At 43.0% G+C, this 23146-nt stretch carries 25 protein-coding genes; 3 read left to right on the top strand and 22 right to left on the bottom strand.

Going from position 1 to position 23146, the window contains the following annotated elements; all coding sequences use genetic code 11:
- Positions 1-9: 9 nt before the first annotated feature.
- From BCY91_RS02065 to BCY91_RS01960, 22 genes are all read right to left on the bottom strand, one after another.
- Positions 10-198, bottom strand: a complete 189-nt coding sequence (locus BCY91_RS02065) for a PLDc N-terminal domain-containing protein (protein ID WP_120180339.1) — start codon at positions 196-198, stop codon at positions 10-12.
- A gap of 80 nt (positions 199-278) precedes the next feature.
- A complete protein-coding gene (frr, locus tag BCY91_RS02060; RefSeq protein WP_120180338.1) occupies positions 279-842 on the bottom strand; it encodes a ribosome recycling factor in 564 nt (187 codons plus the stop codon).
- 15 nt (positions 843-857) lie between these two features.
- On the bottom strand, positions 858-1562 hold the full coding sequence (pyrH, locus tag BCY91_RS02055) for a UMP kinase (RefSeq protein ID WP_120180337.1): 705 nt from the start codon (positions 1560-1562) through the stop codon (positions 858-860).
- Between the two features lie 177 nt (positions 1563-1739).
- Positions 1740-2444 (bottom strand): DUF4159 domain-containing protein, encoded by a 705-nt coding sequence (locus BCY91_RS02050; RefSeq protein WP_120180336.1) that lies wholly within the window; start codon positions 2442-2444, stop codon positions 1740-1742.
- A gap of 7 nt (positions 2445-2451) precedes the next feature.
- Entirely contained in the window at positions 2452-3153 is a 702-nt protein-coding gene (locus tag BCY91_RS02045) for a 16S rRNA (uracil(1498)-N(3))-methyltransferase (RefSeq protein WP_120180335.1), read from the bottom strand.
- Between the two features lie 2 nt (positions 3154-3155).
- Complete coding sequence (locus tag BCY91_RS02040) at positions 3156-4496, bottom strand: hemolysin family protein (protein WP_120180334.1); 1341 nt, start codon at positions 4494-4496, stop codon at positions 3156-3158.
- 3 nt (positions 4497-4499) lie between these two features.
- Entirely contained in the window at positions 4500-5045 is a 546-nt protein-coding gene (locus BCY91_RS02035; RefSeq protein WP_120180333.1) for an inorganic diphosphatase, read from the bottom strand.
- Entirely contained in the window at positions 5035-5700 is a 666-nt protein-coding gene (locus BCY91_RS02030) for a DedA family protein (protein ID WP_120180332.1), read from the bottom strand. Before BCY91_RS02030 ends, BCY91_RS02035 begins: the two co-directional genes overlap by 11 nt.
- 52 nt (positions 5701-5752) lie before the next feature.
- Positions 5753-7132, bottom strand: a complete 1380-nt coding sequence (locus BCY91_RS02025; protein ID WP_120180331.1) for an NADH-quinone oxidoreductase subunit N — start codon at positions 7130-7132, stop codon at positions 5753-5755.
- An 8-nt stretch (positions 7133-7140) separates the two neighbouring features.
- On the bottom strand, positions 7141-8595 hold the full coding sequence (locus BCY91_RS02020) for a complex I subunit 4 family protein (protein WP_120180330.1): 1455 nt from the start codon (positions 8593-8595) through the stop codon (positions 7141-7143).
- A 20-nt stretch (positions 8596-8615) separates the two neighbouring features.
- Positions 8616-10517, bottom strand: a complete 1902-nt coding sequence (gene nuoL, locus BCY91_RS02015; protein WP_120180329.1) for an NADH-quinone oxidoreductase subunit L — start codon at positions 10515-10517, stop codon at positions 8616-8618.
- A 16-nt stretch (positions 10518-10533) separates the two neighbouring features.
- Complete coding sequence (gene nuoK, locus BCY91_RS02010; RefSeq protein ID WP_120180328.1) at positions 10534-10863, bottom strand: NADH-quinone oxidoreductase subunit NuoK; 330 nt, start codon at positions 10861-10863, stop codon at positions 10534-10536.
- Positions 10856-11359, bottom strand: coding sequence for an NADH-quinone oxidoreductase subunit J family protein (locus BCY91_RS02005; protein ID WP_120180327.1), 504 nt, complete (start codon positions 11357-11359; stop codon positions 10856-10858). Before BCY91_RS02005 ends, nuoK begins: the two co-directional genes overlap by 8 nt.
- A gap of 82 nt (positions 11360-11441) precedes the next feature.
- Positions 11442-11966 carry a NuoI/complex I 23 kDa subunit family protein gene (locus BCY91_RS02000; protein WP_120180326.1) on the bottom strand — a complete coding sequence of 175 codons (525 nt, stop codon included), beginning with the start codon at positions 11964-11966 and terminating at the stop codon, positions 11442-11444.
- A 40-nt stretch (positions 11967-12006) separates the two neighbouring features.
- Positions 12007-13044, bottom strand: coding sequence for an NADH-quinone oxidoreductase subunit NuoH (gene nuoH / locus BCY91_RS01995; RefSeq protein WP_120180325.1), 1038 nt, complete (start codon positions 13042-13044; stop codon positions 12007-12009).
- Positions 13045-14049, bottom strand: a complete 1005-nt coding sequence (locus tag BCY91_RS01990; protein WP_120180324.1) for a 2Fe-2S iron-sulfur cluster-binding protein — start codon at positions 14047-14049, stop codon at positions 13045-13047.
- Positions 14050-14450: 401 nt separating this feature from the next.
- Complete coding sequence (gene nuoF / locus BCY91_RS01985; RefSeq protein ID WP_120180323.1) at positions 14451-15815, bottom strand: NADH-quinone oxidoreductase subunit NuoF; 1365 nt, start codon at positions 15813-15815, stop codon at positions 14451-14453.
- 148 nt (positions 15816-15963) lie between these two features.
- Entirely contained in the window at positions 15964-16479 is a 516-nt protein-coding gene (locus BCY91_RS01980) for an NADH-quinone oxidoreductase subunit NuoE family protein (protein ID WP_120180322.1), read from the bottom strand.
- Positions 16472-17707, bottom strand: a complete 1236-nt coding sequence (locus BCY91_RS01975) for an NADH-quinone oxidoreductase subunit D (protein ID WP_182995281.1) — start codon at positions 17705-17707, stop codon at positions 16472-16474. The genes BCY91_RS01980 and BCY91_RS01975 overlap by 8 nt, the downstream gene beginning before the upstream one ends.
- A gap of 9 nt (positions 17708-17716) precedes the next feature.
- The gene (locus BCY91_RS01970) at positions 17717-18220 is read right to left on the bottom strand and encodes an NADH-quinone oxidoreductase subunit C (RefSeq protein WP_120180321.1); all 504 of its coding nucleotides are present in this window, start codon (positions 18218-18220) and stop codon (positions 17717-17719) included.
- Positions 18220-18762 (bottom strand): NADH-quinone oxidoreductase subunit B, encoded by a 543-nt coding sequence (locus BCY91_RS01965; RefSeq protein WP_120180320.1) that lies wholly within the window; start codon positions 18760-18762, stop codon positions 18220-18222. Before BCY91_RS01965 ends, BCY91_RS01970 begins: the two co-directional genes overlap by 1 nt.
- 109 nt (positions 18763-18871) lie before the next feature.
- Positions 18872-19246, bottom strand: coding sequence for an NADH-quinone oxidoreductase subunit A (locus BCY91_RS01960; RefSeq protein WP_120180319.1), 375 nt, complete (start codon positions 19244-19246; stop codon positions 18872-18874).
- Between the two features lie 178 nt (positions 19247-19424).
- Between BCY91_RS01960 and polA the strand changes: the two genes are divergently transcribed.
- The 3 genes from polA to BCY91_RS01945 all read left to right on the top strand — a co-directional run bounded on the left by polA (position 19425) and on the right by BCY91_RS01945 (position 23145).
- Positions 19425-22235 carry a DNA polymerase I gene (gene polA / locus BCY91_RS01955; RefSeq protein WP_120180318.1) on the top strand — a complete coding sequence of 937 codons (2811 nt, stop codon included), beginning with the start codon at positions 19425-19427 and terminating at the stop codon, positions 22233-22235.
- A gap of 73 nt (positions 22236-22308) precedes the next feature.
- A complete protein-coding gene (locus BCY91_RS01950) occupies positions 22309-22503 on the top strand; it encodes a hypothetical protein (protein WP_220699412.1) in 195 nt (64 codons plus the stop codon).
- A 300-nt stretch (positions 22504-22803) separates the two neighbouring features.
- Entirely contained in the window at positions 22804-23145 is a 342-nt protein-coding gene (locus BCY91_RS01945) for a PadR family transcriptional regulator (protein WP_120180317.1), read from the top strand.
- The last annotated feature ends 1 nt before the right edge of the window (position 23146 follow it).

The raw sequence follows: 23146 nt of genomic DNA, 5'->3' as shown, positions 1-23146 counted from the left end.
CCCAGCCTATTAAGCCCGCTTACTTTTGCTAAAGAAAAAATAGATGATAGCTCCTAAAAGTGGCAACAAAATCACGACCGCAATCCACATCAGCTTTTCGCTGGCATGCAGTTTCTCGTTTTCGAAAATGTCTTTTACGGTTAAAATGCTTACAATCAAAGGGAAGAAAAATATCCCCATTAAAGCCAGCTTACTCATGATTTTAGGTTTTTAGGTATCATCAAAAACAAAAAGGGAATAAGCGAAATACCTATTCCCTTTGCTTTGCCGTGGCTGTTTTACACGGTCATTACGTCTTTTTCTTTCTGTTCTGCCAGCTGATCTATCTTTACGATAAAGGCGTCTGTTAATTTCTGAACTTCGGCTTCGCCGGTTTTGATCTCATCTTCAGAGGCACCATCATTTTTCAACTTTTTGATGCCTTCATTGGTGTTTTTACGGATGTTGCGGATGGCTACACGTCCAGATTCTGCCTCTTCTTTTACCCGTTTCACCAAGTCACGGCGACGTTCTTCTGTCAAAGGTGGCACGTTTAAACGTATTACCTGCCCATCATTTTGGGGGTTTAAGCCGATGTTTGCCTCCATAATTGCTTTTTCAATAGGGCTGATCATCGCTTTCTCCCAAGGTTGTACCACAATGGTGCGGGCATCGGGCGTATTTACGTTTGCCACTTGCGTTAATGGCGTTGTTGCGCCATAGTAATCAACCGCAATGCCATCTAACATGGCAGGGCTAGCTTTGCCTGCGCGGATTTTTAAAAATTCGGCATCGGTATGTGCGACAGCTTTCTCCATTAAAGATTTAGCTTCGTCTAGCTCCATTTTAATAAACTCGTTCATGTGCTTGTATTTATCTTATTTAACCAAAGTGCCAATGGCGTCGCCTTGCATTAATTTCATCAAATTGCCAGGCTTGTTCATGTCAAAAACAATAATGGGCAGGTTGTTTTCGTCGCATAAAGTAAAAGCCGTCATGTCCATCACGTTCAGCTCCCTATCGTACACCTCGTCAAAACTCAAATTATCAAATTTGGTAGCGTTTAAATCCTTTTCAGGGTCGGCAGTGTAAATGCCGTCAACGCGGGTGCCTTTTAAAACCACATCGGCTTTAATTTCTATGGCGCGTAACGCTGCGGCCGAGTCGGTAGTAAAATAAGGGTTGCCGGTGCCAGCACCAAAAATAACCACACGGCCTTTTTCCAGGTGGCGCATGGCTCTTCGGCGAACATAAGGCTCGCAAATTTGCTCCATTTTAATGGCCGATAACAATCTGGTATAAACGCCCAAAGTTTCTAAGGCATTTTGTAAGGCCATGGAATTGATTACCGTAGCTAACATGCCCATATAATCTGCCTGCGCACGGTCCATCCCAGATTTTTCTGCACTCAAACCTCTAAAAATGTTTCCGCCACCAACAACAATTGCCACTTCAACCCCTAAAGTTTGTATGGCTTTAATCTCTTCGGCATACTGCAATACGCGGGCATTGTCTATCCCATAAGATTGTTCGCCCATTAAGGATTCGCCGCTTAACTTTAAAAGTATTCTCTTGTATTTCATTTCTTCAGCTAAATATTTTTGGATTAATGAAAGCTAAGGCTGTTCCGCAATTGTTTTAAGGATGTGGATGCTTTTACAATCATTTGGGGAAAGTTTGTCAAAAATAGGAAAATTATTAATTGTAGCCCACATCATTTTTGTTTGCTTAACAATCAAACCTTATGGCCCCAAGAGCAGCTATTGCGTTAAGGCAAACTGGATGAGGTTTGCGCCCATCTTTAAAGCTTTTTCGCGTGTGGCTTGCGTGTCTTCGGGATAGGTTCCAAAATCTTCCCAGCCATTGCCCAAATCTGTTTCGTACGAGTAATAGCAAAGCACCCGGCCTTTATAAATAAGGGCAAATCCTTGTGGTCGTTTACCATCATGCTCGTGTATCTTTGGTATCCCTTTCGGGAAGCTAAACTTTTGTTGGTAGATGGCATGATTTGGTGGCAATTCCACAAAATCGAGCTCGGGAAATACTTTTTTCATTTGCGGGCGGATGAATTGATCGAGGCCATAATTGTCATCAATGTGCAGAAAACCGCCCGCAAGTAAGTATTTGCGCAAATTGGCCGTTTCTTGCGCATTAAAAACCACGTTTCCGTGGCCGGTTAAATAAACAAAAGGGTAATTAAACAATTCATCGCTACCTACCTCAACCGTTGCTTCTTGCGGAGAAATGTTTGTGCCCAAGTTTTGGTTACAAAAGGCAATGAGGTTGGGCAAAGCCGTGCGGTTAGCATACCAATCGCCACCGCCACTGTATTTAAGTTTGGCAATTTTATAGCTAGGGTTTGTGAACGAAGAAACGATGAAGACGCAAGACGTAAGGCATAAGAACCAAGATGTCTGCCAGAGCTTTGAACGTCCTTTAGCCTTAAACCTCAATCCTTTTACCATAGTAGTCCTATCTATTCAAATAATTTATCTCAAAGCAGGCCTGTAAAGCAGCGGTTTCTGTGCGTAGCCTACTGTTGCCTAAAGTTATGGGCGCAAAGCCGTTTTCCAGAGCAAGGCTGATTTCTGCCTCAGAAAAATCGCCTTCAGGGCCTATCAGTACCAAATAATTATCGCGCTCCACAAAATCCGTCTTTAGCTCTTGTTTCTGCTGATCCTCACAATGGGCAATGTATTTATGGCTAGCTTGTGCGTTTTGGATAAGCTCTTTAAAAGACCGCGCCTTGTTTAATAAAGGATGGTAAGCTTTTAGCGATTGCTTAATTGCCGAAGTAATAATTTTATTGGCGCGGTCGGTCTTTAGTTCCTTACGTTCCGAGCGGTCGCAGATGATGGGCGTAATTTCATCAATCCCAATTTCGGTCGCTTTCTCTAAAAACCACTCAAACCTGTCCATGTTTTTCGTGGGCGCTATGGCAATGTGCAGGTAATGGTTTCTTTTGCCGTACTCTTTTTGTGTGCTGGTGATTTTCAGCAGTGTCCGTTTGGGATGTTCATCTACAATTTCGGCTTCGTAAAAACCGCCCTTGCCATCAACCAACTGAACCCTATCGCCTAGCTTTAAACGTAAAACACGGATGCAATGCTTGCTTTCTTCTTCGCTCAGCTGGTAATAGTCTGCGGCAATATCTGGTGTATAAAACAAATGCATGTTTAACGGATATCTACCTGCTCATCTCTATCTAAAAACAGTTGTAATTTTACAGATTCTATGTTTTGGTCTACCTTTTTTAAGATGGTGATGGTATAGCCGTTGAAGTCGATGGTTTCGCCCACCTCTGGTATTTTACTGAAAATTTCGCTAATCATCCCTGCAACGGTCATATAATCCTCGTCTTCGGGTAAGTCGTGCGGTAAAAATTCATTTACATCATGTACCGTGGCAGATGCCGTCACGATAAACTCATTATCAGAAACTTTTTCTACCAATGGTTTCTCTTCATCGTACTCATCTTGAATGTCGCCCACCAGTTCTTCCACAATATCTTCTAAGGTCACAATACCGGCAGTGCCGCCAAATTCATCTAAAACTACCGCAATCTGTATCCGCTTCAGCTTAAATTCGGCCATCAGATCGTTAATCTTTTTAGATTCGGGCACAAAAAGCGGCTTGCGCAAAATATCTTTAAGGGTAAACTTATTGTTTTTTACCAAAAGAGAAAGCACGTCTTTGGCATGTACGATGCCCACAATCCGGTCTATCGTATCATCATAAACTGGTATGCGGGAGTAGCCTTCGGTAATGATGGTTTGCATCAACTCCTCGGGCGATGCAGTAAGCTCAATGGCCGATATTTTGGTACGCGGCACCATGATGTTTTTCACCACGCGCTCGTTAAAATCAAAAACGTTCTTAATCAGCTCATGCTCAGCTTTGTCAATAGCGCCCGATTCTTTCCCTTGATCTAATAAATACTGTAGCTCTTCCGAAGAATGCAGACTCTCATGTGCGTTTGCGGCATCAATACCAAACAGTTTAAGGATGATGTTGGCAAAGCCGTTTAACACATAAATGAAAGGCTTGAAAACAACGTAAAATACTTGCAAAGGCAACGCGACAGCCATAGTAGTGCCCACGGGGCGTTGGATGGCTAAACTTTTTGGAGCTAGCTCGCCAAATACAATGTGCAATACTGTGATGATGGAGAATGCTAAAACGTGGCCCAAGCTAGTAGCCAAGCCTTCTGAAATGGGGATAGAAATCCAAGTGAATATGTTAAGCACAAAGCGCGACATTACGCCTTCGCCAACCCAACCCAATCCCAAGGAAGCTAACGTAATACCTAATTGCGTAGCGGCAAGATAACCGTCAAGATGCTGCGTCATGTGCTTGGCAACATTGGCAACCCGGCTACCGCTCTTAGCTTTTATTTCTATCTGCGACCCTCTAACCTTTACAATTGCAAATTCTGCGGCAACGAAAAAACCATTTAAAAGAACCAAAAATATGGTTAAAAAAATGTGAAATCCGCTAATGTCGTTCTGGGGGTCCATAGGTTATACTTTATTTCTAAACGTAGAATTATACAATTCTATGCTTTCTTCGATTACTTTAAAGGCGTAATCTTTACCGTGCAAAGTTTCAATAGTTACGTTTTTGCCTTCCAAAGCTTTATAATCTTGGAAAAAACGTACCACTTCTTTCATGGTATGGGGAGGTAATTCTGTTAAATCTTTAATATAATTTACAGACATGTCATTTTTTGCTACCGCGATGATTTTATCGTCCTGCTCTCCATTATCCACCATGTGCATTACCCCAATTACTTTCGCTTCCACAATAGACATAGGGTACACATCTGCCGAGCACAGCACCAAAATATCCAAAGGGTCCCTATCATCACAATAAGTTTGTGGGATAAAACCGTAATTTGCTGGGTACATTACTGAAGAAAACAACATCCTGTCTAGCAATAGCAGGCCAGAATCTTTATCAATTTCGTACTTGGCTTTGGAGCCTTTCGGGATTTCGATGATTGCATTTACGAATTCTGGCGCATTTTTGCCTGGCGTAACCGAGTGCCACGGGTGTTTATCTGTCATCTGTTGTATCTTCTATATCCTGAGGTTCTTTGCTCAGTTTCTTCTTAAAATATGCTATTGCTAACGGTAAAGTTGTTAAAAATATAAAACCAAAAATAATGTATCCCAGATAATTTTCTATCTCTTTTTCAAACTCTTTACCTAAAAAGTAGCCCAAAAGCGTTAAAGACGTAATCCAAAAAACCGCGCCTACCACGTTTAAAAAGGCAAATCTTTTTAAATCTAGTTTTACCACACCTGCAACTATCGGGGCAAAGGTGCGTACTATCGGTACAAAGCGGCCCATGATTAGCGCAAATGCACCTTGCTTTTTATAGTAGGCTTCTGCAGCTTTTAAATACTTCTTCTTAAAGAAAAAGCTATCGTTCCTTTTATATAACATGGGGCCGGTGCGGTACCCAAACCAGTAGCCCACAAAGTTTCCTGCGGCAGCCGCAAATATCAAACCAAGTACCATGGCAACAATGCCCACGTCCAGTTTCCCGGTGGCTACAAACATACCGGCTAAAAACAAAAGGTAATCGCCCGGAAGAAAAAAACCGAAGAATAGTCCGGTCTCGGCAAATACAACAAAAAGGATTAAATAAAACCCGCCTTGGCGAATAATCTCCTCTGCGTTGATAAGTTTAGTGAGGTGCTCCCAAAGATCATGCATAGCTATCTCATAAAACTACAAATATTCTTGCAATTTTATAATCATCGGAAAATTAAAACAAATCTGTGATTAGCGATGGATACACGCCCAAAACAACTGTTATAATAGCCGATGCGCCTAATACCAATTTAAAGTAGCCGTTAGAAACAAGTTCTTTACGCTCGGCATCTTTAAAATACATAGCCACAATAACGCGGAAATAGTAAAAGATAGAGATGATGGCGTTAATGATGGCCAACACAACTAACCAAATGTGGTACTCTTGCAAAGCCGATGAGAACATGAAAAATTTGCCGATGAAGCCTGCCGTTAGCGGTATGCCCGCAAAAGATAGCATAGACACGGTAACCACCAAAGCCAAAAACGGATTCTTTTTGCCCAAGCCGTTAAAGCTATCGAAGTTCTCGCTTCCGGTTTGTTCTTTTACTAAAATTAAAACAGCAAAAGCGATGATAGAAGCCAAAGAATAAGCAGCGGTGTAAACAAAAATAGCGTTTGATGAAGTAGCGCCCAAGGCAACTATCGCGAAAAGCATATACCCGGCGTGCGATACGCTAGAATAGGTAAGCATACGCTTAAAATTGTCTTGAAACAAAGCGGTGATGTTACCGATAAACAAGGTGATAATGGTAATAGCCAACAAAGTAGGCATCCAAAAATCAGACAGTGGCGCAAAACAGATAGAGAACAACCTCAAAAAGGCCGCAAAGCCTGCGGTTTTAACTACCGTAGCCATAAATGTGGTAATCAAAGTCGGCGAACCTTCATAAACATCCGGCACCCAAAAATGGAAAGGTGCTGCTCCCACTTTAAAACACATACCCACCATAATTAATACGATACCGGCGTAAAAAATTGGGTTTAAGCCTTCCGGATGGTCGGTAACGTATTTTGCAATCACAGACAAATCAAATGAATGGCTGGCGCCGTACAATAGCGCGATGCCGAACAATAGAAAGCCGGTAGAAAAAGCGCCCATTAAAAAGTATTTCAATGAAGCTTCGTTTGAAGCAAAATCGCGTTTTTTAATGCCTGCCAATATGTACAAACTTACGGACATGATCTCTAAGCCCACAAACAGCATAGACAGGTTATGGTAAGATACCATGATGATGATCCCCGCTAAAGCAAAAAGGATAATGGTATAGTATTCGGCGACGTTCTCGCTTATTTTTTCAAAATATTGTTTAGACAGCAACAGGATAAGAATGGTAGAAACCACGGTAAGGCTGGTAAAAGCCACAGCGAAATTGTCAAAATGCATCATTCCGCTAAAAATAGGTGCGGCGCCACTGTTCCATTCGCATACCGCCAAAACCAAAGCGGCTACTAAACCTAAAACGCTTACCGGCAATAAAGCATTTTTTGCTTTAAATAATCCTAAATAAAGAACTACAAGCGCTAATATCGATACAACTATTAAAGAATTCATTCTTACAATTAAAATGCTAATTTACTGTTTACCTCGCCAATTAAGCCGTTTACAGCGGCTTCGGAAATATGCAAAATAGGTTGCGGGTAAACGCCAATTACAATTATGAGGGCGCAAACCACGCCTAACACCACCAACTCTGATCCGTGGATATCTTTAAATGATCCGGTAAGTTCGTTTAAAGTGCCTTGCATTACGTTTTTGTACATGCGCAATAGGTAAACGGCACTAAAGATGATGGTTAAGCCCGCAATAGCCGCCGCCCAAATGTTAAATTGGAATACACCGTTCAGCAATAAAAACTCGCCAATAAAACCGTTGGTCAATGGCAAGGCTACCGCACCTAAAACCACAATTAAAAAAGTGATGGACAGTTTAGGGGCTATTTTAGCAATGCCACCCATCAGCGCAATTTCGCGTGTGTTTAAACGGTTAATGATGATATCGGCAACAAAAAACAACCCGATCACATTAATACCGTGGTTTAGCATCTGTATCATAGCGCCTTGTAAGCCTTGCAAATTCCAAGTAAAAACGCCTGCAGCAATTAAGCCTACGTGCGCAATAGAAGAGTAAGCAATTAAACGCTTAATATCTTTTTGCGTAAACGCGATAATAGAGCCGTAAACAACGCCAATAATGCACAGGATTAAAGCTAGTTCTTTCCACTCGGCAAAACCTAAGGGTAAAACCGGAATTAACCAGCGCACCAATCCATAAATACCCATTTTAAGCATAATACCGCCCAAAAGCATAGTGCCAATTGTGGGTGATTCGGTATAAGTGTCCGGTTGCCAGGTGTGGAACGGGAAAATAGGAATCTTCACAGCAAAAGCCGCAAAGAAACACCAGAACAACCAAGCTTGCGTACTGCTATCTAAATTTAAAGCGTAAAATGCTTGCAAATCATAAGTGTTTCCGGGCGTTTGTAGGTGCAGGTAAATGATACCTAACAACATAAACAGCGAGCCGGCAAAAGTGTAAATAAAAAATTTGTAGGTAACTTTAATACGGTCTGCTCCGCCCCAAATGGCGCAGATAAAATAAATCGGGATTAAAGCTGCTTCCCAGCCAACATAAAACAAAAAGGCATCTAAAGCGGTAAACACTACTAACAGTGCCGACTGCATAAACAAAATCAAAGCAAACAGCGCCGAAGTGTGTTTAAAAGTGCGGTTAAAACCCGATAAGATAATTAACGGCGTAAGCACGGTAGTTAACAGCACCATTAACATGCTGATCCCATCGATACCTGCTTTAAAGCTGATGCCGAACTGTGGCATCCAAGCTAAATCTACAACGAATTGTTTGCTGGCATCTGCTTCAAAATTGCAAAGCATAGATACGGCAAACCCTAAAGTGATGATAGAACTGATCAAAGCGGTTTGCTTTGCATAATTTCTGTTCAGTAGCACCGCTATTGAACCCACTAAAGGAAAAAATAATAAGATTAAGAGATTCATTTATTCTTTAATTCGGAAGCCTAAAACTTGAAAAAACTATATGCTAAAACAGCAACTATACCTATCACCATTGCAAAAATGTAAAAGCCTACGTTACCGGTTTGCAATAAACGGAAGCCTTTGCTGGCTTCTACAGGTGCTTTAGAAACGCCATTTACAATGCCATCTATACCTGATTTATCAACCGTTTTGTAAAAGAAACCTGAAAGCGCATCTAGAGGCTTGGTAATTAAGGCCGCATAAAACTCATCAAAATAAAATTTATGGTAAGATAGCTTTGCCAACGCCGGACGTGCTTCGCTATCTGCCAACGGCACATGGCCGTTTTTAACATATTTTACATAAGCTATTGCAATGGCGATAATCACACCCACCACAGAAACGGCCATTAAAGCATATTCAGTAGCATGCGAAAGAGAAAGCTCGCCCAAACGGCTGTTAGAAGCTTCAAAGATTGGAGAAAGATAGTTTGCCAACCAATGCGAACCGTGTAAAGCTTCCGGAACGCCAATGAAACCTCCTACAACAGATAGGATAGCCAATACAATTAATGGAACAGTCATGGCTGCCGGCGACTCGTGTAAATGGTGTTTCTGCTCTTCGGTGCCTCTAAAAGAACCCCAGAAAGTTAAAAACATCATCCTAAACATATAAAACGCGGTTAACAAAGCGCCTAAAACGCCAATTACCCAAAGCACTACATTATGTTCAAATACGTGGGCTAAAATCTCATCTTTAGAGAAGAAACCTGCAAAAGGCGGCAAGCCCGAGATGGCAATGGTACCCGCCAACATGGTGATAAAAGTGGTCGGTAATTTTTTACGTAAACCGCCCATGTTACGCATATCCTGCTCATTACTCATCGCATGGATTACCGAACCGGCACCCAAGAATAGCAAGGCTTTAAAGAAAGCATGAGTTAACACGTGGAAGAAAGCGCCGGTATAAGCACCTACGCCCAAGCCTAAAAACATATAACCCAGTTGCGATACCGTAGAGTAGGCTAAAACCTTTTTAATATCTGTTTGCGTTAGCGCGATGATGGCCGCAATAATTGCAGTCGCCAAGCCAACTACCGCAATAATGCTCATAGTTACCGGCGAAAGGCTAAACAAAATGTTAGAGCGCGCAATCATATAAATACCGGCGGTAACCATTGTTGCGGCGTGTATTAAGGCCGAAACCGGAGTTGGACCCGCCATCGCATCTGGCAACCAGGTAAATAAAGGCAACTGCGCCGATTTACCCGTGGCACCAATAAACAACAGAATAGTAATTAAGGTTAGCGTAGTATCGCCAGAAACCAAAGCCTGCGCTTGAGGGAACACTGCCGAAAAAGAGCTGCTGCCAAAAGTTGCTATAATTACAAAGACACCTATTAAAAAGCCCAAATCACCGATACGGTTCATGATAAAAGCTTTTTTGGCCGCGTCGGCATATTCGCCGTTGGTGTACCAAAAGCCGATAAGCAGGTACGAGCATAAGCCTACACCTTCCCAACCGATGAACATGATGATGTAGTTTTCGCCCAGCACCAACAACAGCATAAAAAACACAAAGAGGTTTAGGTACGAGAAAAACTTGCCGAAGCCAGCATCGTGACTCATGTACGCGGTAGAATAAATGTGGATTAAAGATCCGATACCAGTAATAATCAGCAACATTAAAATGCTGAGCTGATCTATCTGGAAAGCAAAAGGAATATTGATGGTGCCCACGTTAATCCAATCAAAGAGATTGACAACGGCAGCTGTTTTTGCGTCGAACTGTAAAAAAATGCCCAAGCTTACCGCAAAAGATACGATAACCGCTAAGCTAGCAATACCGCCTAACAGCGCTTTAGGCAATACGTTTCTGCCAAGCCCGCAGATGAGGAAGCCTATAAAAGGGAATAACGGAATTAACCAAACTAAGTCTATCATTTAGCTGTATAAAAAATTACCACTTTAACCTGTTCAACACATTAATATCGATGGAGTTTGTGTTACGGTAAACCATCACAATTATAGCCAGGCCCACTGCCACCTCGGCCGCAGCCAGCGCCATAATAAAAAACACAAACACTTGTCCAGACGCATCGCCACTATACGCCGAAAATGCGGTAAGCAACAAGTTCACGGCGTTTAACATCAGCTCTACCGACATAAAAATGATGATTGCGTTTCTGCGGATAAGCACGCCGATAACTCCGATTGTAAAAATGATGGCACTTAACAGGATGTAATGGTTAAGTGGAACCACCTGAATGGTTGCTGTTATATTATCCATTTTGAGTCTTTTTATCTTTACGGGCCAACAAAATTGCACCTACCAAAGCAGAAAGCAACAACAGTGACGACAGTTCAAACGGCAATAAAAACTCGTTGAAAAGCACCTTGCCCAAGTTTTCTACCAAACCAATCTCAGAATTTGGACCTGCGCTTACTGCTGATGTTTGCAAAGCTTTAGATGCGCCTACTAGGGTGACCAACAATGCACCGCCGGCAATAACGCCAATGATTTTAATCAGGTTAGATTTTACCGGCTCGGTATCCTTATTCAGGTTCATCAACATCAAAACAAAGAGGAAAAGCACCATAATGGCACCCATGTAAACAATAAAGTTTACCACCGCCAAAAACTGCGCGTTTAGCAAAATGTAATGTATAGTGAAGGTGAAAAAGGTGGCAATAAGGTATAAAACACTATGCACCGGGTTCTTTGTGAAGATTACCAACAAAGAAAATAGAATCGACAAAAATGCAACTAAGTAAAATAAACTCATTTAAGTATGACTTTCTATTGCCAATTTTTGATGGGCAAAGGTAAAATTTTTTATTAATTATGATATCAACAATAGCCCTTTGCTACACCGTAGCGCCTTTTAAGGCTTCTAATTCTGTTATCGGCATTTCTACCAACTTGTCTTTGCCGTAAATAAAATCTTTACGTAAATAGTCTGCCGGCACAATTGGGCCATCTAAATAAATGGCTTCTTTAGGGCAAGCTTCCTCGCACAAACCGCAAAAAATACAGCGCAACATGTTAATCTCGTACACGGCAGCGTATTTCTCTTCGCGGTATAAATGCTCTTCGCCTTTTTCGCGCTCAGCAGCAATCATGGTGATGGCTTCTGCCGGGCATGATAGCGCGCACAAACCACAGGCAGTGCAACGTTCGCGGCCTTGCTCATCACGTTTTAAAGAGTGCATCCCCCTCCAGTTTTCAGAAAACTCTCTCTCCTGTTCTGGGTAATGGATCGTCTCTTTCTTTTTAAACATGTGCATAAAAGTAATGGCCATCCCTTTAAATATGGCAGGCAAATACATGCGCTCCCAAAAATTCATGGGTTTTTGTTCTAATACTTTTTTTCTACCACTTAATGATTCCATTATCATCTATTATTTTGTCGGGCTCAGCAAAGTCGGAGCCTTATAATTTATCTACTACAGTAATTACAATTGCGGTAATTACAATGTTGGCAATAGCCAACGGAATTAACACCTTCCAACCTAAATCCATCAGCTGGTCGTAACGGAAACGCGGTACCGTCCACCTTACCCACATAAAAAAGAAGATGAAGGCGATAATTTTAATAAACATGACGGCAACACCAACCAGCGGACCCCAAGTTGGCCCCAGCATAGCATTTACCGCATCCATACCGGGATAGTTATAACCTCCAAAATAAAGCACTGCCATTACTGCCGAAGAAACAAACATGTTAATGTATTCGGCAAACATGTAAGCACCCATTTTAAAAGCCGAATATTCTGTTTGGTAACCGCCAATTAACTCCGTTTCACACTCGGGCAAGTCAAAAGGAACGCGGTTGGTTTCGGCAAAAGCACATACTAAAAAGATTAAAAAACCCAACGGCTGTACCAGTACATTCCAATGCCAGCCGTGCTGTTGTGCAGCAATTTCTTTAAAACTTAGACTGTTGGTTACCAATAAAAGTGCAATGATGGATAAACCCATGGCAATCTCGTAACTGATGTTTTGAGAAGCACCGCGGATAGCACCCATTAAAGAATATTTATTGTTGGATGCCCAACCGCCAATCATAATGCCGTAAACGCCTAAAGATACCACGCCAAAAATGTATAGCACACCCACATTAATATCCGTTACCTGCAAAGGCACGGTACGGCCAAAAATTTCGATGGTATCGCCAAAAGGCAAAACGGCCGATCCTAAAAAAGAAACCAATAAAGCCAAAGACGGGCCTGCAACAAAAAGATATTTGTTGGCGCCGCTTGGAATAATTTCTTCTTTAAAAAACATTTTACCGCCATCTGCCAAAGGTTGTAGCAAACCAAAAATACCTGCGCGGTTTGGACCTACACGGTCTTGCAACCAAGCGGCCACTTTACGCTCGGCCCAGGTGCTGTAAGCGGCAATAGTTAAGGTGAGGATAAATAACACCAACACCAATGCGGTTTTCTCTATTAAAAATGCAGTCTCCATTTAAAACTTCTTAGCCCTTTCAAACTGGTTTTTATTTGCTTCCATCAGCTCTGGGTTCTTTTTAACCACCTGTGCCGGGTTTAGCTCGTAATAATGGTTGGCGTTAATTACCGAGTGGCGCGATACGTTGCGCGGCCCCTCAATTACCCAGTCTTTAGTTTCTTTTTTATCAAAACGGCAGGTATTGCAAATAAATTCTTCTGCCTCGCCCCATTGGTCTTTACGTGCGGTTACGCGCAAAACTTCCTCGCCTTTGTACCACAGCGTCACCTTACCCGAGCAGGTTGGGCAATCTCTGTGCGCTTCTACCGGTTTGGTAAACCATACCCGGTTTTTAAAGCGGAAAGTTTTATCTGTTAAAGCACCCACCGGGCAAACGTCAACCATGTTTCCAGAGAAATCGTTATCTACCGCCTTTTGGATGTAGGTAGAAATCTCGGCGTGGTCTCCACGGTTTAACACGCCGTGCACGCGGCCTTCGGTAATTTGGTCGGCAACATAAACGCAACGGTAGCATAAAATGCAGCGCGTCATGTGCAACTGAATTTTATCGCCAATGTCTATTTTATCGAAAGTACGACGGTCAAATTCGTAACGTGTAGTTGCCAAGCCGTGCTCGTAGCTTAAATCTTGCAAATGGCACTCACCGGCCTGGTCGCAAATAGGGCAATCTAGCGGGTGGTTAATCAACAACATTTCAACTACGCCTTTACGCGCTTCAACAACTTCAGGCGAGGTGATATTTAGCACCTCCATTCCGTCCATGACATTGGTACGGCAACTGGCCACCAACTTCGGCATCGGCCGAGGATCTTTCTCAGAGCCTTTAGTTACCTTTACTAAGCAGGTACGGCATTTACCGCCGCTGCCCTCCAATTTGGAGTAGTAGCACATTGCCGGAGGCACAATATCCCCACCTATCTGACGCGCAGCATTTAAAATAGTTGTTCCCGGTTCTACCTCAGTCGGGATGCCGTCTATTACAACTTTTATTTTATCAGCCAATTTTATTAATTTAAATTGTTCGATTCTTCTTTTCTAAAATGCCCTTTTCCGAATTTTGGGCGTTCGGGCGGGCTTTCCGCTATATCTTTTTTGCGTTTTGTCTTTAAACACTTTGACTTGCTCTACGCAAAAAAGGATGCCGCTTCAATCCCTAACGCAAACCTGCTTTCTTTTTACTCCCGTCACCTTCGAGAGGTGGGTTCAGAGCGTTTAAATACAAGTGTGATGTCTCGCTATGCTCGACATGACGGCTCGTTCCAGATCCTCCTTCGGTGTCCTCACCTCAAGGAACGAGAGGTCTCACGCACCATGTCTGCATCAATCTTTAACTATCATTTTCTATTGCCACATCGCGCAGCAATTTGTATAATGCGCTCGGCAAAGCCAAGACTTAAAATCAGTTAAGCTTCCGCGGCAACTACCGGAGGCAACGGATCTGCATAATGTGCCAAGCCATAGTTTTGTTTTACGGCCAATTGCGGATTGCTCACGTGCCACTCAAACTCATCCCTAAAATGGCGGATGGCACTGGCTACCGGCCAAGCTGCCGCATCACCTAGCGGACAAATGGTGTTTCCCTCTATCTGCTTAGAAACACTCACCAATAAATCCATATCGCTAGATTTTCCTTGGCCCAACTCTAAACGGTGCAATACTTTTTCCATCCAGCCGGTACCCTCACGGCAGGGCGAACATTGTCCGCATGATTCGTGCGCGTAAAAACGGGCGAAGTTCCAAGTGTTTCTTACAATACACTGGTCTTCATCAAAAGCAATGAAACCGCCCGAACCCAACATGGTTCCGGTAGCGAAACCACCTTCGGATAAAGATTCGTAAGACATTAAGCGCTTTTCGCCGTTTGCTAAATTCAATATTAAGTTTGCCGGCAAAATTGGCACTGATGAACCGCCTGCTACTACCGCTTTCAGCTTTTTGCCGTTGGCGATACCGCCGCAGTACTCGTCAGAATAAATGAAATCTTCTACAGAAATACCTAATTCAATCTCGTAAACGCCCGGCTTTCTCAAGTTTCCAGATGCCGAAATTAGCTTGGTGCCTGTTGAACGGCCGATGCCGATTTTAGCATACTCTTCGCCACCCTCATTAATTACCGGAACAACCGCCGCAATAGATTCAACGTTGTTGACTACCGTTGGGCAACCGTACAAACCAGCGATAGCCGGAAATGGGGGTTTAATGCGCGGGTTACCGCGTTTACCTTCTAGAGATTCTAACAGTGCAGTTTCTTCTCCACAAATGTAAGCACCGCCGCCTGGCTGTACGTACAGCTCTAAATCAAAACCGCTACCTAATATGTTTTTGCCTAAAAATCCGGCTTGCTTGGCTTCGGCAATGGCTTTTTCTAAAATGCGTACCTGTGGCATCATTTCGCCACGCACATAAATATAGCTGGTGTTGGCACCCAAGGCATAGCTGGCTACAATCATCCCTTCAATTAAAGCATGAGGGATGTGGGTCATCAAATAGCGGTCTTTGAAAGTTCCCGGTTCAGACTCGTCGGCGTTGCAAACCAAGTAACGCGGAACACCATCTGGCTTGGCCAAAAAGCTCCACTTCATCCCGGTAGGGAAACCAGCACCGCCACGCCCGCGCAAGCCCGATTTTTTAACCTCTTCTACCACATCGTCTGTAGACATGGTTTTTAAGGCCTTTTCAACCGCTCGGTAGCCACCCTTTTCACGGTAAACCTGAAAAGTGTTAATACCCGGTACGTTAATATGTTCTAATAATAATTTGCGACCCATTGTTTATTAGATTTGAGATTGGAGATGTGAGATTGGAGACATTTGCTTGTCTATTTTCACACCTTCTATTTTCTCATATTCTTTAAATTTCGTTTTTTGATCTGAGCTAAGCCGACCTAAAAGGATCTCCTTTCTCAAATCTATTGTCTCACATCTTTCCTTTTAGTTCCGCTATCAGCTTATCTACCGACTCTGGTGTTAAGTTTTCGTAAAAAGTATATTCTGGTCCTATTTGCAATACCGGAGCGTAACCGCAGGCGGCCAAACACTCTACTCCGCGGTAGCTAAACAAACCGTCTGGCGTAACTTCGCCTTCTTTTACGCCCAGCTTTTCACCTATGTAGTCCATAATTTTTTCGGCACCTACCAAACAGCAAGGGCCTGTGCGGCACACTTCTAACACATACTTGCCTTTTGGCTGTAAAAAGTACATGGTATAAAAAGTGGCTACTTCGTAAACCTCTATCGCTTTAATGTTTAACATTTCGGCAACTTGGTCCATGGCATTGCTGCTTAACCAACCGAAAACTGCCTGCACCTCGTGTAATATCGGTAACAACGCAGATTTTTGGCGACCTTCTGGATAACGGCCGATGATTTCTTGGCATTTACTGATAAGTGCAGCAGGAAATTCTACCGCTGTGGTGTCTTCTACTCTAAGCATCTAATTCTCCGGCTATAATGTTCAAACTAGACATATTGATAATCGCATCAGACAATAACATGCCGCTGCTCATTGGTGCATACATTTGGTAGTTGATGAAACTTGGCCTGCGGAAATGCAAACGGTAAGGCGTACGTCCGCCGTCGTTAATCAAGTAAAAACCAAGCTCGCCGTTTCCGCCCTCAACAGCGTGATAAACCTCTGTTTTTGGTGTATCAATTTCGCCCATCACTATCTTGAAATGATAAATTAAGGCTTCCATGTTGTTGTAAACTTGCTCTTTTGGAGGCAAGTAAAATTCGGGTACATCTGCGTGGAATACGCCTTTAGGTTCTTTTTTTAGCTTTTCTAGCGCTTGCTCAATAATCCTAAGGCTTTGCCACATTTCTTCGTTGCGTACAATAAAGCGGTCGTAAACATCGCCTGCGGTACCTACCGGGATTTCAAAATCAAAATCTTGGTAAGAAGAGTAAGGCTCGTTTACGCGTACGTCATAATCAACGCCAGTAGCTCTTAAAATAGGGCCGCTCCAGCTGTAGTTTAAAGCTGTTTCGGGGTCAACCGCTGCCACGCCCGAAGTACGCTCTATAAAAATACGGTTACGGTTAAACAGTTGTTCAAACTCTTTTAAAACCGGTGGGAATTTTTCTAAAAATTTATTCAGCTTGGCAAAAGCGATGTCGTTAAAATCGCGTTCAAAGCCGCCGATCCTGCCAATGTTGGTGGTTAGGCGGGCGCCACATATCTCTTCAAAAATTTCGTAAACATGTTCGCGCTCTTCCATCAGGTAAAGGAAACCCGAGAATGCACCGGTATCTACACCTAAAATACCGTTACAAATTAAATGGTCTGTAATACGGCTTAGCTCCATTACAATCACGCGCAGGTAATCTACACGTTTTGGAGTTTCGATACCCAAAAGCTTCTCTACCGTCATGTGCCAGCCCATGTTGTTGATGGGCGACGAGCAATAATTCATGCGGTCTGTAAGGGTAGTAATTTGGTAAAACGGGCGGTGTTCTGCGATTTTTTCAAACGCTCTGTGGATGTAGCCGATGGTAGACACCCCGCTCACAATACGCTCGCCATCCATTTGCAACACGTTTTGGAAAACTCCGTGCGTTGCTGGGTGGGTAGGCCCTAAGTTTAATGTAGTTAACTCGTTTTGCGGATCGTTATCTACATAAACCGGTCTGTTAGGCGTTATCTCTGTAATAAAATTGCTCATTTGTACTCCTTAGCGTCCAAAGAAAAAATCTTTTTTATCTACTCTGTTCGGGTCTTCCAGCTGGTATTCTCTTCTCATCGGGAAAACCGTCATATCGTCCACATTTAAAATCCTCACCAAGTTAGGGTGGCCCACAAACTGTATCCCAAAGTAGTCGTAGGTTTCGCGCTCCATCCAGTTGGCACCTTCCCAAAGGTTAGTTGCCGTAGCAATAGCAGGGTTAGCAAGTGGCACGTATGCTTTAATGCGGATACGTATGTTATTGTAAAGGCTGTGCAAGTGATAAACCACGCAAAGCTCTTTTTCTAAACCCGGATAATGTACCGCAGTAATATCTGTAAGGTAGTTAAACCTAAGCTCGGCATCGTTTTTTAAGAAAGCTAAAGCTTCGTTAACTATAGCCGCTTCCATATCTACCGTTAAAAAGTTGAAAGGCTCGGTAGGCGCACTTAGCTTATCGCCAAATTTGGCGCTTAGTTTATCTAAAACTTGTTGATTAGTGATTTTAGCCATTATTGGATTCCGTATTTGGCCAACAATTCTGTGTATTCTGGCGAGTCGCGTCGGCGTAACGATTCGTTACGGACGATATCTTGGATTTTGTTGAAGCCGTTGATAATAGCTTCTGGGCGTGGTGGGCATCCGGGCACGTAAACATCTACCGGGATAATCTCATCAATACCTTGCAGTACCGAGTAGGTGTCAAATATACCGCCGCTGCTTGCGCAGGCACCAACCGCCAATACCCAACGAGGCTCGGCCATTTGTATATAAACTTGTTTAAGTACCGGCGCCATTTTTTTAGCGATGGTACCCATTACCATTAATAAATCTGCTTGGCGCGGTGAAAAGGAAGGACGCTCGGACCCGAAACGCGAAAAATCATAATGCGCACCCATGGTCGCCATAAACTCTATCCCGCAACATGATGTTGCAAAAGGTAAAGGCCATAAAGAGTTTGCCCTTGCCATCCCAATTACCTTGTCCAAGGAGGTAGCAAAAAAACCTTCTCCTTGAATACCCGCCGGCGCTTCTACTAGCTTAATATCACTCATAATGTGTAATCTCCCAAAAAGTCAAAAAAGGCTCGTGTGGAATAAGCCCCAAATTTACCAAGTTTTATGGCTGTTAATTGTTGGTGTTTTCTATTTAGAACAATTCTACTTAATCCCAACGCAAAGCGTCTTTTTTAATTACGTAGATAAAGCCTAATAAAAGCGTGCCCATGAAGATGAACATCTCTATTAAACCGCTTAAGCCCAGCCACCTAAAGTTAACGGCCCAAGGGTACATGAAAATCACCTCGATATCGAATATCACGAAAATGATAGCTACCAAGAAGTACTTTACAGAAAACGGCTGTCGCGCATTACCTACTACCTCAATACCCGACTCAAAAGCGGTTAATTTAACGTCGGTAGTTTTGCGTTTAGGGCCAATTAAGTGGGTTAAAACCATTGTTAAAGCCACAAAGCCCAATGCTACTGCCAGCTGTATAATAATGGGTAAAAAATTTATAGGAGTGCTAACGTTTTCCATGTTATTCAATAATGCTGCAAATATAGTGTTATCAGTACAATAAGTAAAATTTTGGCGAAATGTGCCACATCAAAAGAAGATTTGAAGGAAAATAAGGCCCTAATAATTTATCATCCGCAAAAACCGTCTTCAAAATATTAAATTTGAAAAATTCGCTATTAAGCAATAAGGAATTCACATGTCAAAAAAACTTTTTCTGCTAGACGGTATGGCGCTGGTTTACCGCGCGCATTTTGCGCTTAGCAAAAACCCCAGATTTACATCAAACGGAATAAATACTTCGGCGGTAATGGGTTTCACCAATACTTTGTTAGAGGTTTTAAAGAAAGAAAACCCCAGCCATATCGCCGTGGTTTTTGATACCGACGCGCCCACCGAACGCCATAGCGATTACGAAGCTTACAAAGGCCATCGGCAAGCCATGCCAGAAGATTTATCGGCAGCTTTACCTTACGTGGTGAAATTGATAGAAGGCTTTAACATTCCGGTGTTAACATCAGACGGTTTTGAGGCGGATGACATTATCGGAACCTTGGCAAAAAAAGCAGAGAAAGAAGGTTATACCGTTTACTGCATGACGCCCGATAAGGATTTTGCGCAACTGGTTTCCGACAATATTTTTATTTATAAACCCGCCCGTATGGGTAACGGGATGGAGATTTTAGGCGTTAAAGAAGTGTTAGAAAAGTGGGAGGTTGAACACGTGCACCAAGTGATAGACATTCTGGGGCTTTGGGGCGATGCCGTAGATAACATCCCAGGCATACCTGGCATTGGCGAAAAAACCGCCAAAGCCTTAATTAAGCAATATGGCTCTATGGAAGGCATTATTGCCAATAGTCACGAATTAAAAGGGAAACAACGCGAAAATGTAGAGACCTTTGCCGAACAAGGTTTGCTCTCTAAAAAATTGGCGACCATTTTATTGGATGCGCCGGTAGAGTTCCATGAAGAAAGTTTCCGTATTGGGCCGCCAGATCGTGAGAAGCTAGAACCGCTTTTTGCCGAGCTGGAGTTCCGCACCTTGGGTCGCAGGGTTTTTGGCGAAGAGTTTAACATTGCCGATGCAAAACCGCAGGGCGGGCAAATGGATTTATTTGGGAACCCTGTAGAAGCGCCCGGCATTACCAATATCACCATTAGCCCGGCGCAGGCCGCCATGGTGGTAGAGGGCGGCAAAAACATCGAAAATACGCCACACACCTACCATTTGATAGATACAGAAGAGGCCCGCGCAGAGCTGATACAGCTTTTAAGCAGGCAACAAGCTTTTTGTTTTGATACCGAAACTACCGGCGTTGACGCTAACAATACCGAGCTGGTGGGGCTTTCTTTCAGCGTGAAACCGGCCGAAGCATTTTATGTGCCCATCCCTTTTGACCAAGAAGAGGCCAAAGCCATTGTGCAAGAATTTGCGGATGTATTCCAAACCACCAGCATCAAAAAAATTGGCCAAAACATCAAGTTCGACGTGCTCATTTTAAAATGGTATGGTGTAAATGTGGCAGGAGAGCTGTTTGACACGATGTTGGCGCATTATCTTTTAGATCCGGATACGCGCCACAACATGGATGTACTTTCCGAAAATTATCTGGGTTATAAACCCATAGCCATCACAGAACTTATCGGCAAAAAAGGAAAAAACCAAGGCAGCTTGCGCGAGGTGGATGTAGAAAGCGTGAAAGATTACGCATCTGAAGATGCGGACATCACTTTGCAATTGCAACAAGTCTTTGAGCCCATGCTAACGGAGGTTAAAGCGGATAAGCTGTTTTCGGAGGTAGAAAATCCTTTGGTTTATGTGCTGGCGGATATGGAGATTGAAGGGGTGCGCATAGACATGGAGCAACTGAAAAACTATTCGGCAGAGTTGGAAACAGATATTAACCGTTTAGAAGCGGTGGTGTATGATAAGGCCGGCGTTAAATTTAATTTGGCGTCGCCCAAACAGTTGGGCGAAGTGCTTTTTGATAAACTAAAATTGGATGAAAAAGCGAAGAAGACAAAAACTGGGCAGTACCAAACCGGTGAAGATGTGCTTTTGGCTTTAGCGCCAAAATCGGACATTGTGCAAGACATTTTGGATTTTAGGCAGATGTGTAAACTAAAATCCACTTATGTGGATGCCTTGCCTTTGTTGGTTAATCCTAAAACCGGCCGCGTACATACTTCTTACAACCAAGCTGTGGCTGCTACGGGCCGTTTAAGCTCAAACAATCCTAACCTACAAAATATCCCAATAAAAACCGCTCGCGGGCGCGAGGTGCGCAAGGCTTTTATCCCGAGAGATGAAAACCATATTTTGCTTTCTGCAGATTACTCCCAGATTGAGCTGCGCATTATTGCCGAAATTAGTGAAGACCCTAACATGATGGATGCCTTTATGCAAGGTTTGGATATCCACACGGCAACGGCGGCTAAAGTGTATGGCGTTTCTTTGGAAGAAGTTACCGCCGACCAACGCCGGAACGCCAAAGCCGTGAATTTTGGAATTATTTATGGGCAGTCGGCATTTGGCTTGTCGCAAACATTGGGCATCCCGCGCAAAGAGGCCGGAGATATTATTGCCAATTATTTTGAGCAGTACCAAGGCATTAAAAAGTACATGGCGAATACCATGAATTTTGCGCGCGAAAACGGCTATGTAGAAACCATTATGGGCCGCAGACGTTATTTGCGAGATATTAACTCGGCCAACCAAACGGTGCGTGGTTTTGCGGAACGTAACGCCATTAACGCGCCCATACAAGGTTCTGCAGCAGATATGATCAAGATTGCGATGATCCAGATTCACCGCGACATTATGGCGCAAGGTCTGCAATCCCGTATGACCATGCAGGTGCATGATGAGCTTGTTTTTGATGTGCTGCTATCAGAAAAAGAACAAATGAAGGCGCTGATTAAAGACCGTATGCAAAATGCAATAAAAACTAAAGTGCCTTTGGTGGTTGAGGTAGGCGAAGGTCTAAACTGGTTGGAAGCGCATTAAAGCGGATTTGTCTTATCTTAGATACCCCTGATATGTAGATTAAACCGGTCTGATAAGGTTTTTATCAATTTATATGAAAAGTATAGATAAAAATAGTTTAAAAAACGCTTTATTTACAGCAATAGAAAGAAGCCCTATCAACGATTTAGAATTACGGACCTTACTTTCCGCCAACTTGACTACCGAGATACATAGCCGAGAAATCATTTTTAAAGGGATAGAACAATCCTATTATTACGAAGGATACGAAAAAGGAGAGGATGATTAAGCGGATACCACCGCGGGATTGTTGCCCGTACGGGATTCCAAAATCACCGTATTGGTTAAAAGCTAGAGTATCTGAAAGGAATTTCGAATTATATTCTTAGGGAAAGACTTCCGAAGTTTTAAAAACTTCGGAAGTCTAAGTCTATCACGTTTGCAAAACGGTGCTATCACTCATCAGACCGTTTCACCTCATTTCTTCAAAAAAATAATACTGTTGATTTCCAATACTTTACAACTATTTACACCCTTTATACAGTACTATGTATTGCATATTACTAATTAATACCTATATCTTTGTAATATGTTAGCAGAAAACACGCAGACCCAAATGCGGAAAGGGATTTTAGAGTACTGTATCCTTTCTATCATAGCGCGGGGCGAAATTTACGCCTCTGATATTATTGAGGAACTAAAAGCTGGGCGCCTATTGGTGGTGGAAGGTACGCTGTACCCCTTGCTCACTCGCTTAAAAAACAACGGGATTCTATCATACAACTGGAAAGAATCCACATCAGGACCGCCCCGAAAATATTATCAGCTTTCTGCGGAGGGTGAAGAACTTCTTAAAAAACTTGACGAGACTTGGCAGGATTTAGCCTACGCGGTAGAAAGAACAGTAAATCAAAGAGAGAAGAATAAGTAAA

The organism is Pelobium manganitolerans (assembly GCF_003609575.1).
Taxonomy (GTDB): Bacteria; Bacteroidota; Bacteroidia; order Sphingobacteriales; family Sphingobacteriaceae; genus Pseudopedobacter; species Pseudopedobacter manganitolerans.
The sequence above is the reverse complement of the archived record's forward strand: the minus strand, read 5'-3'. Positions and strand labels throughout refer to the sequence as shown.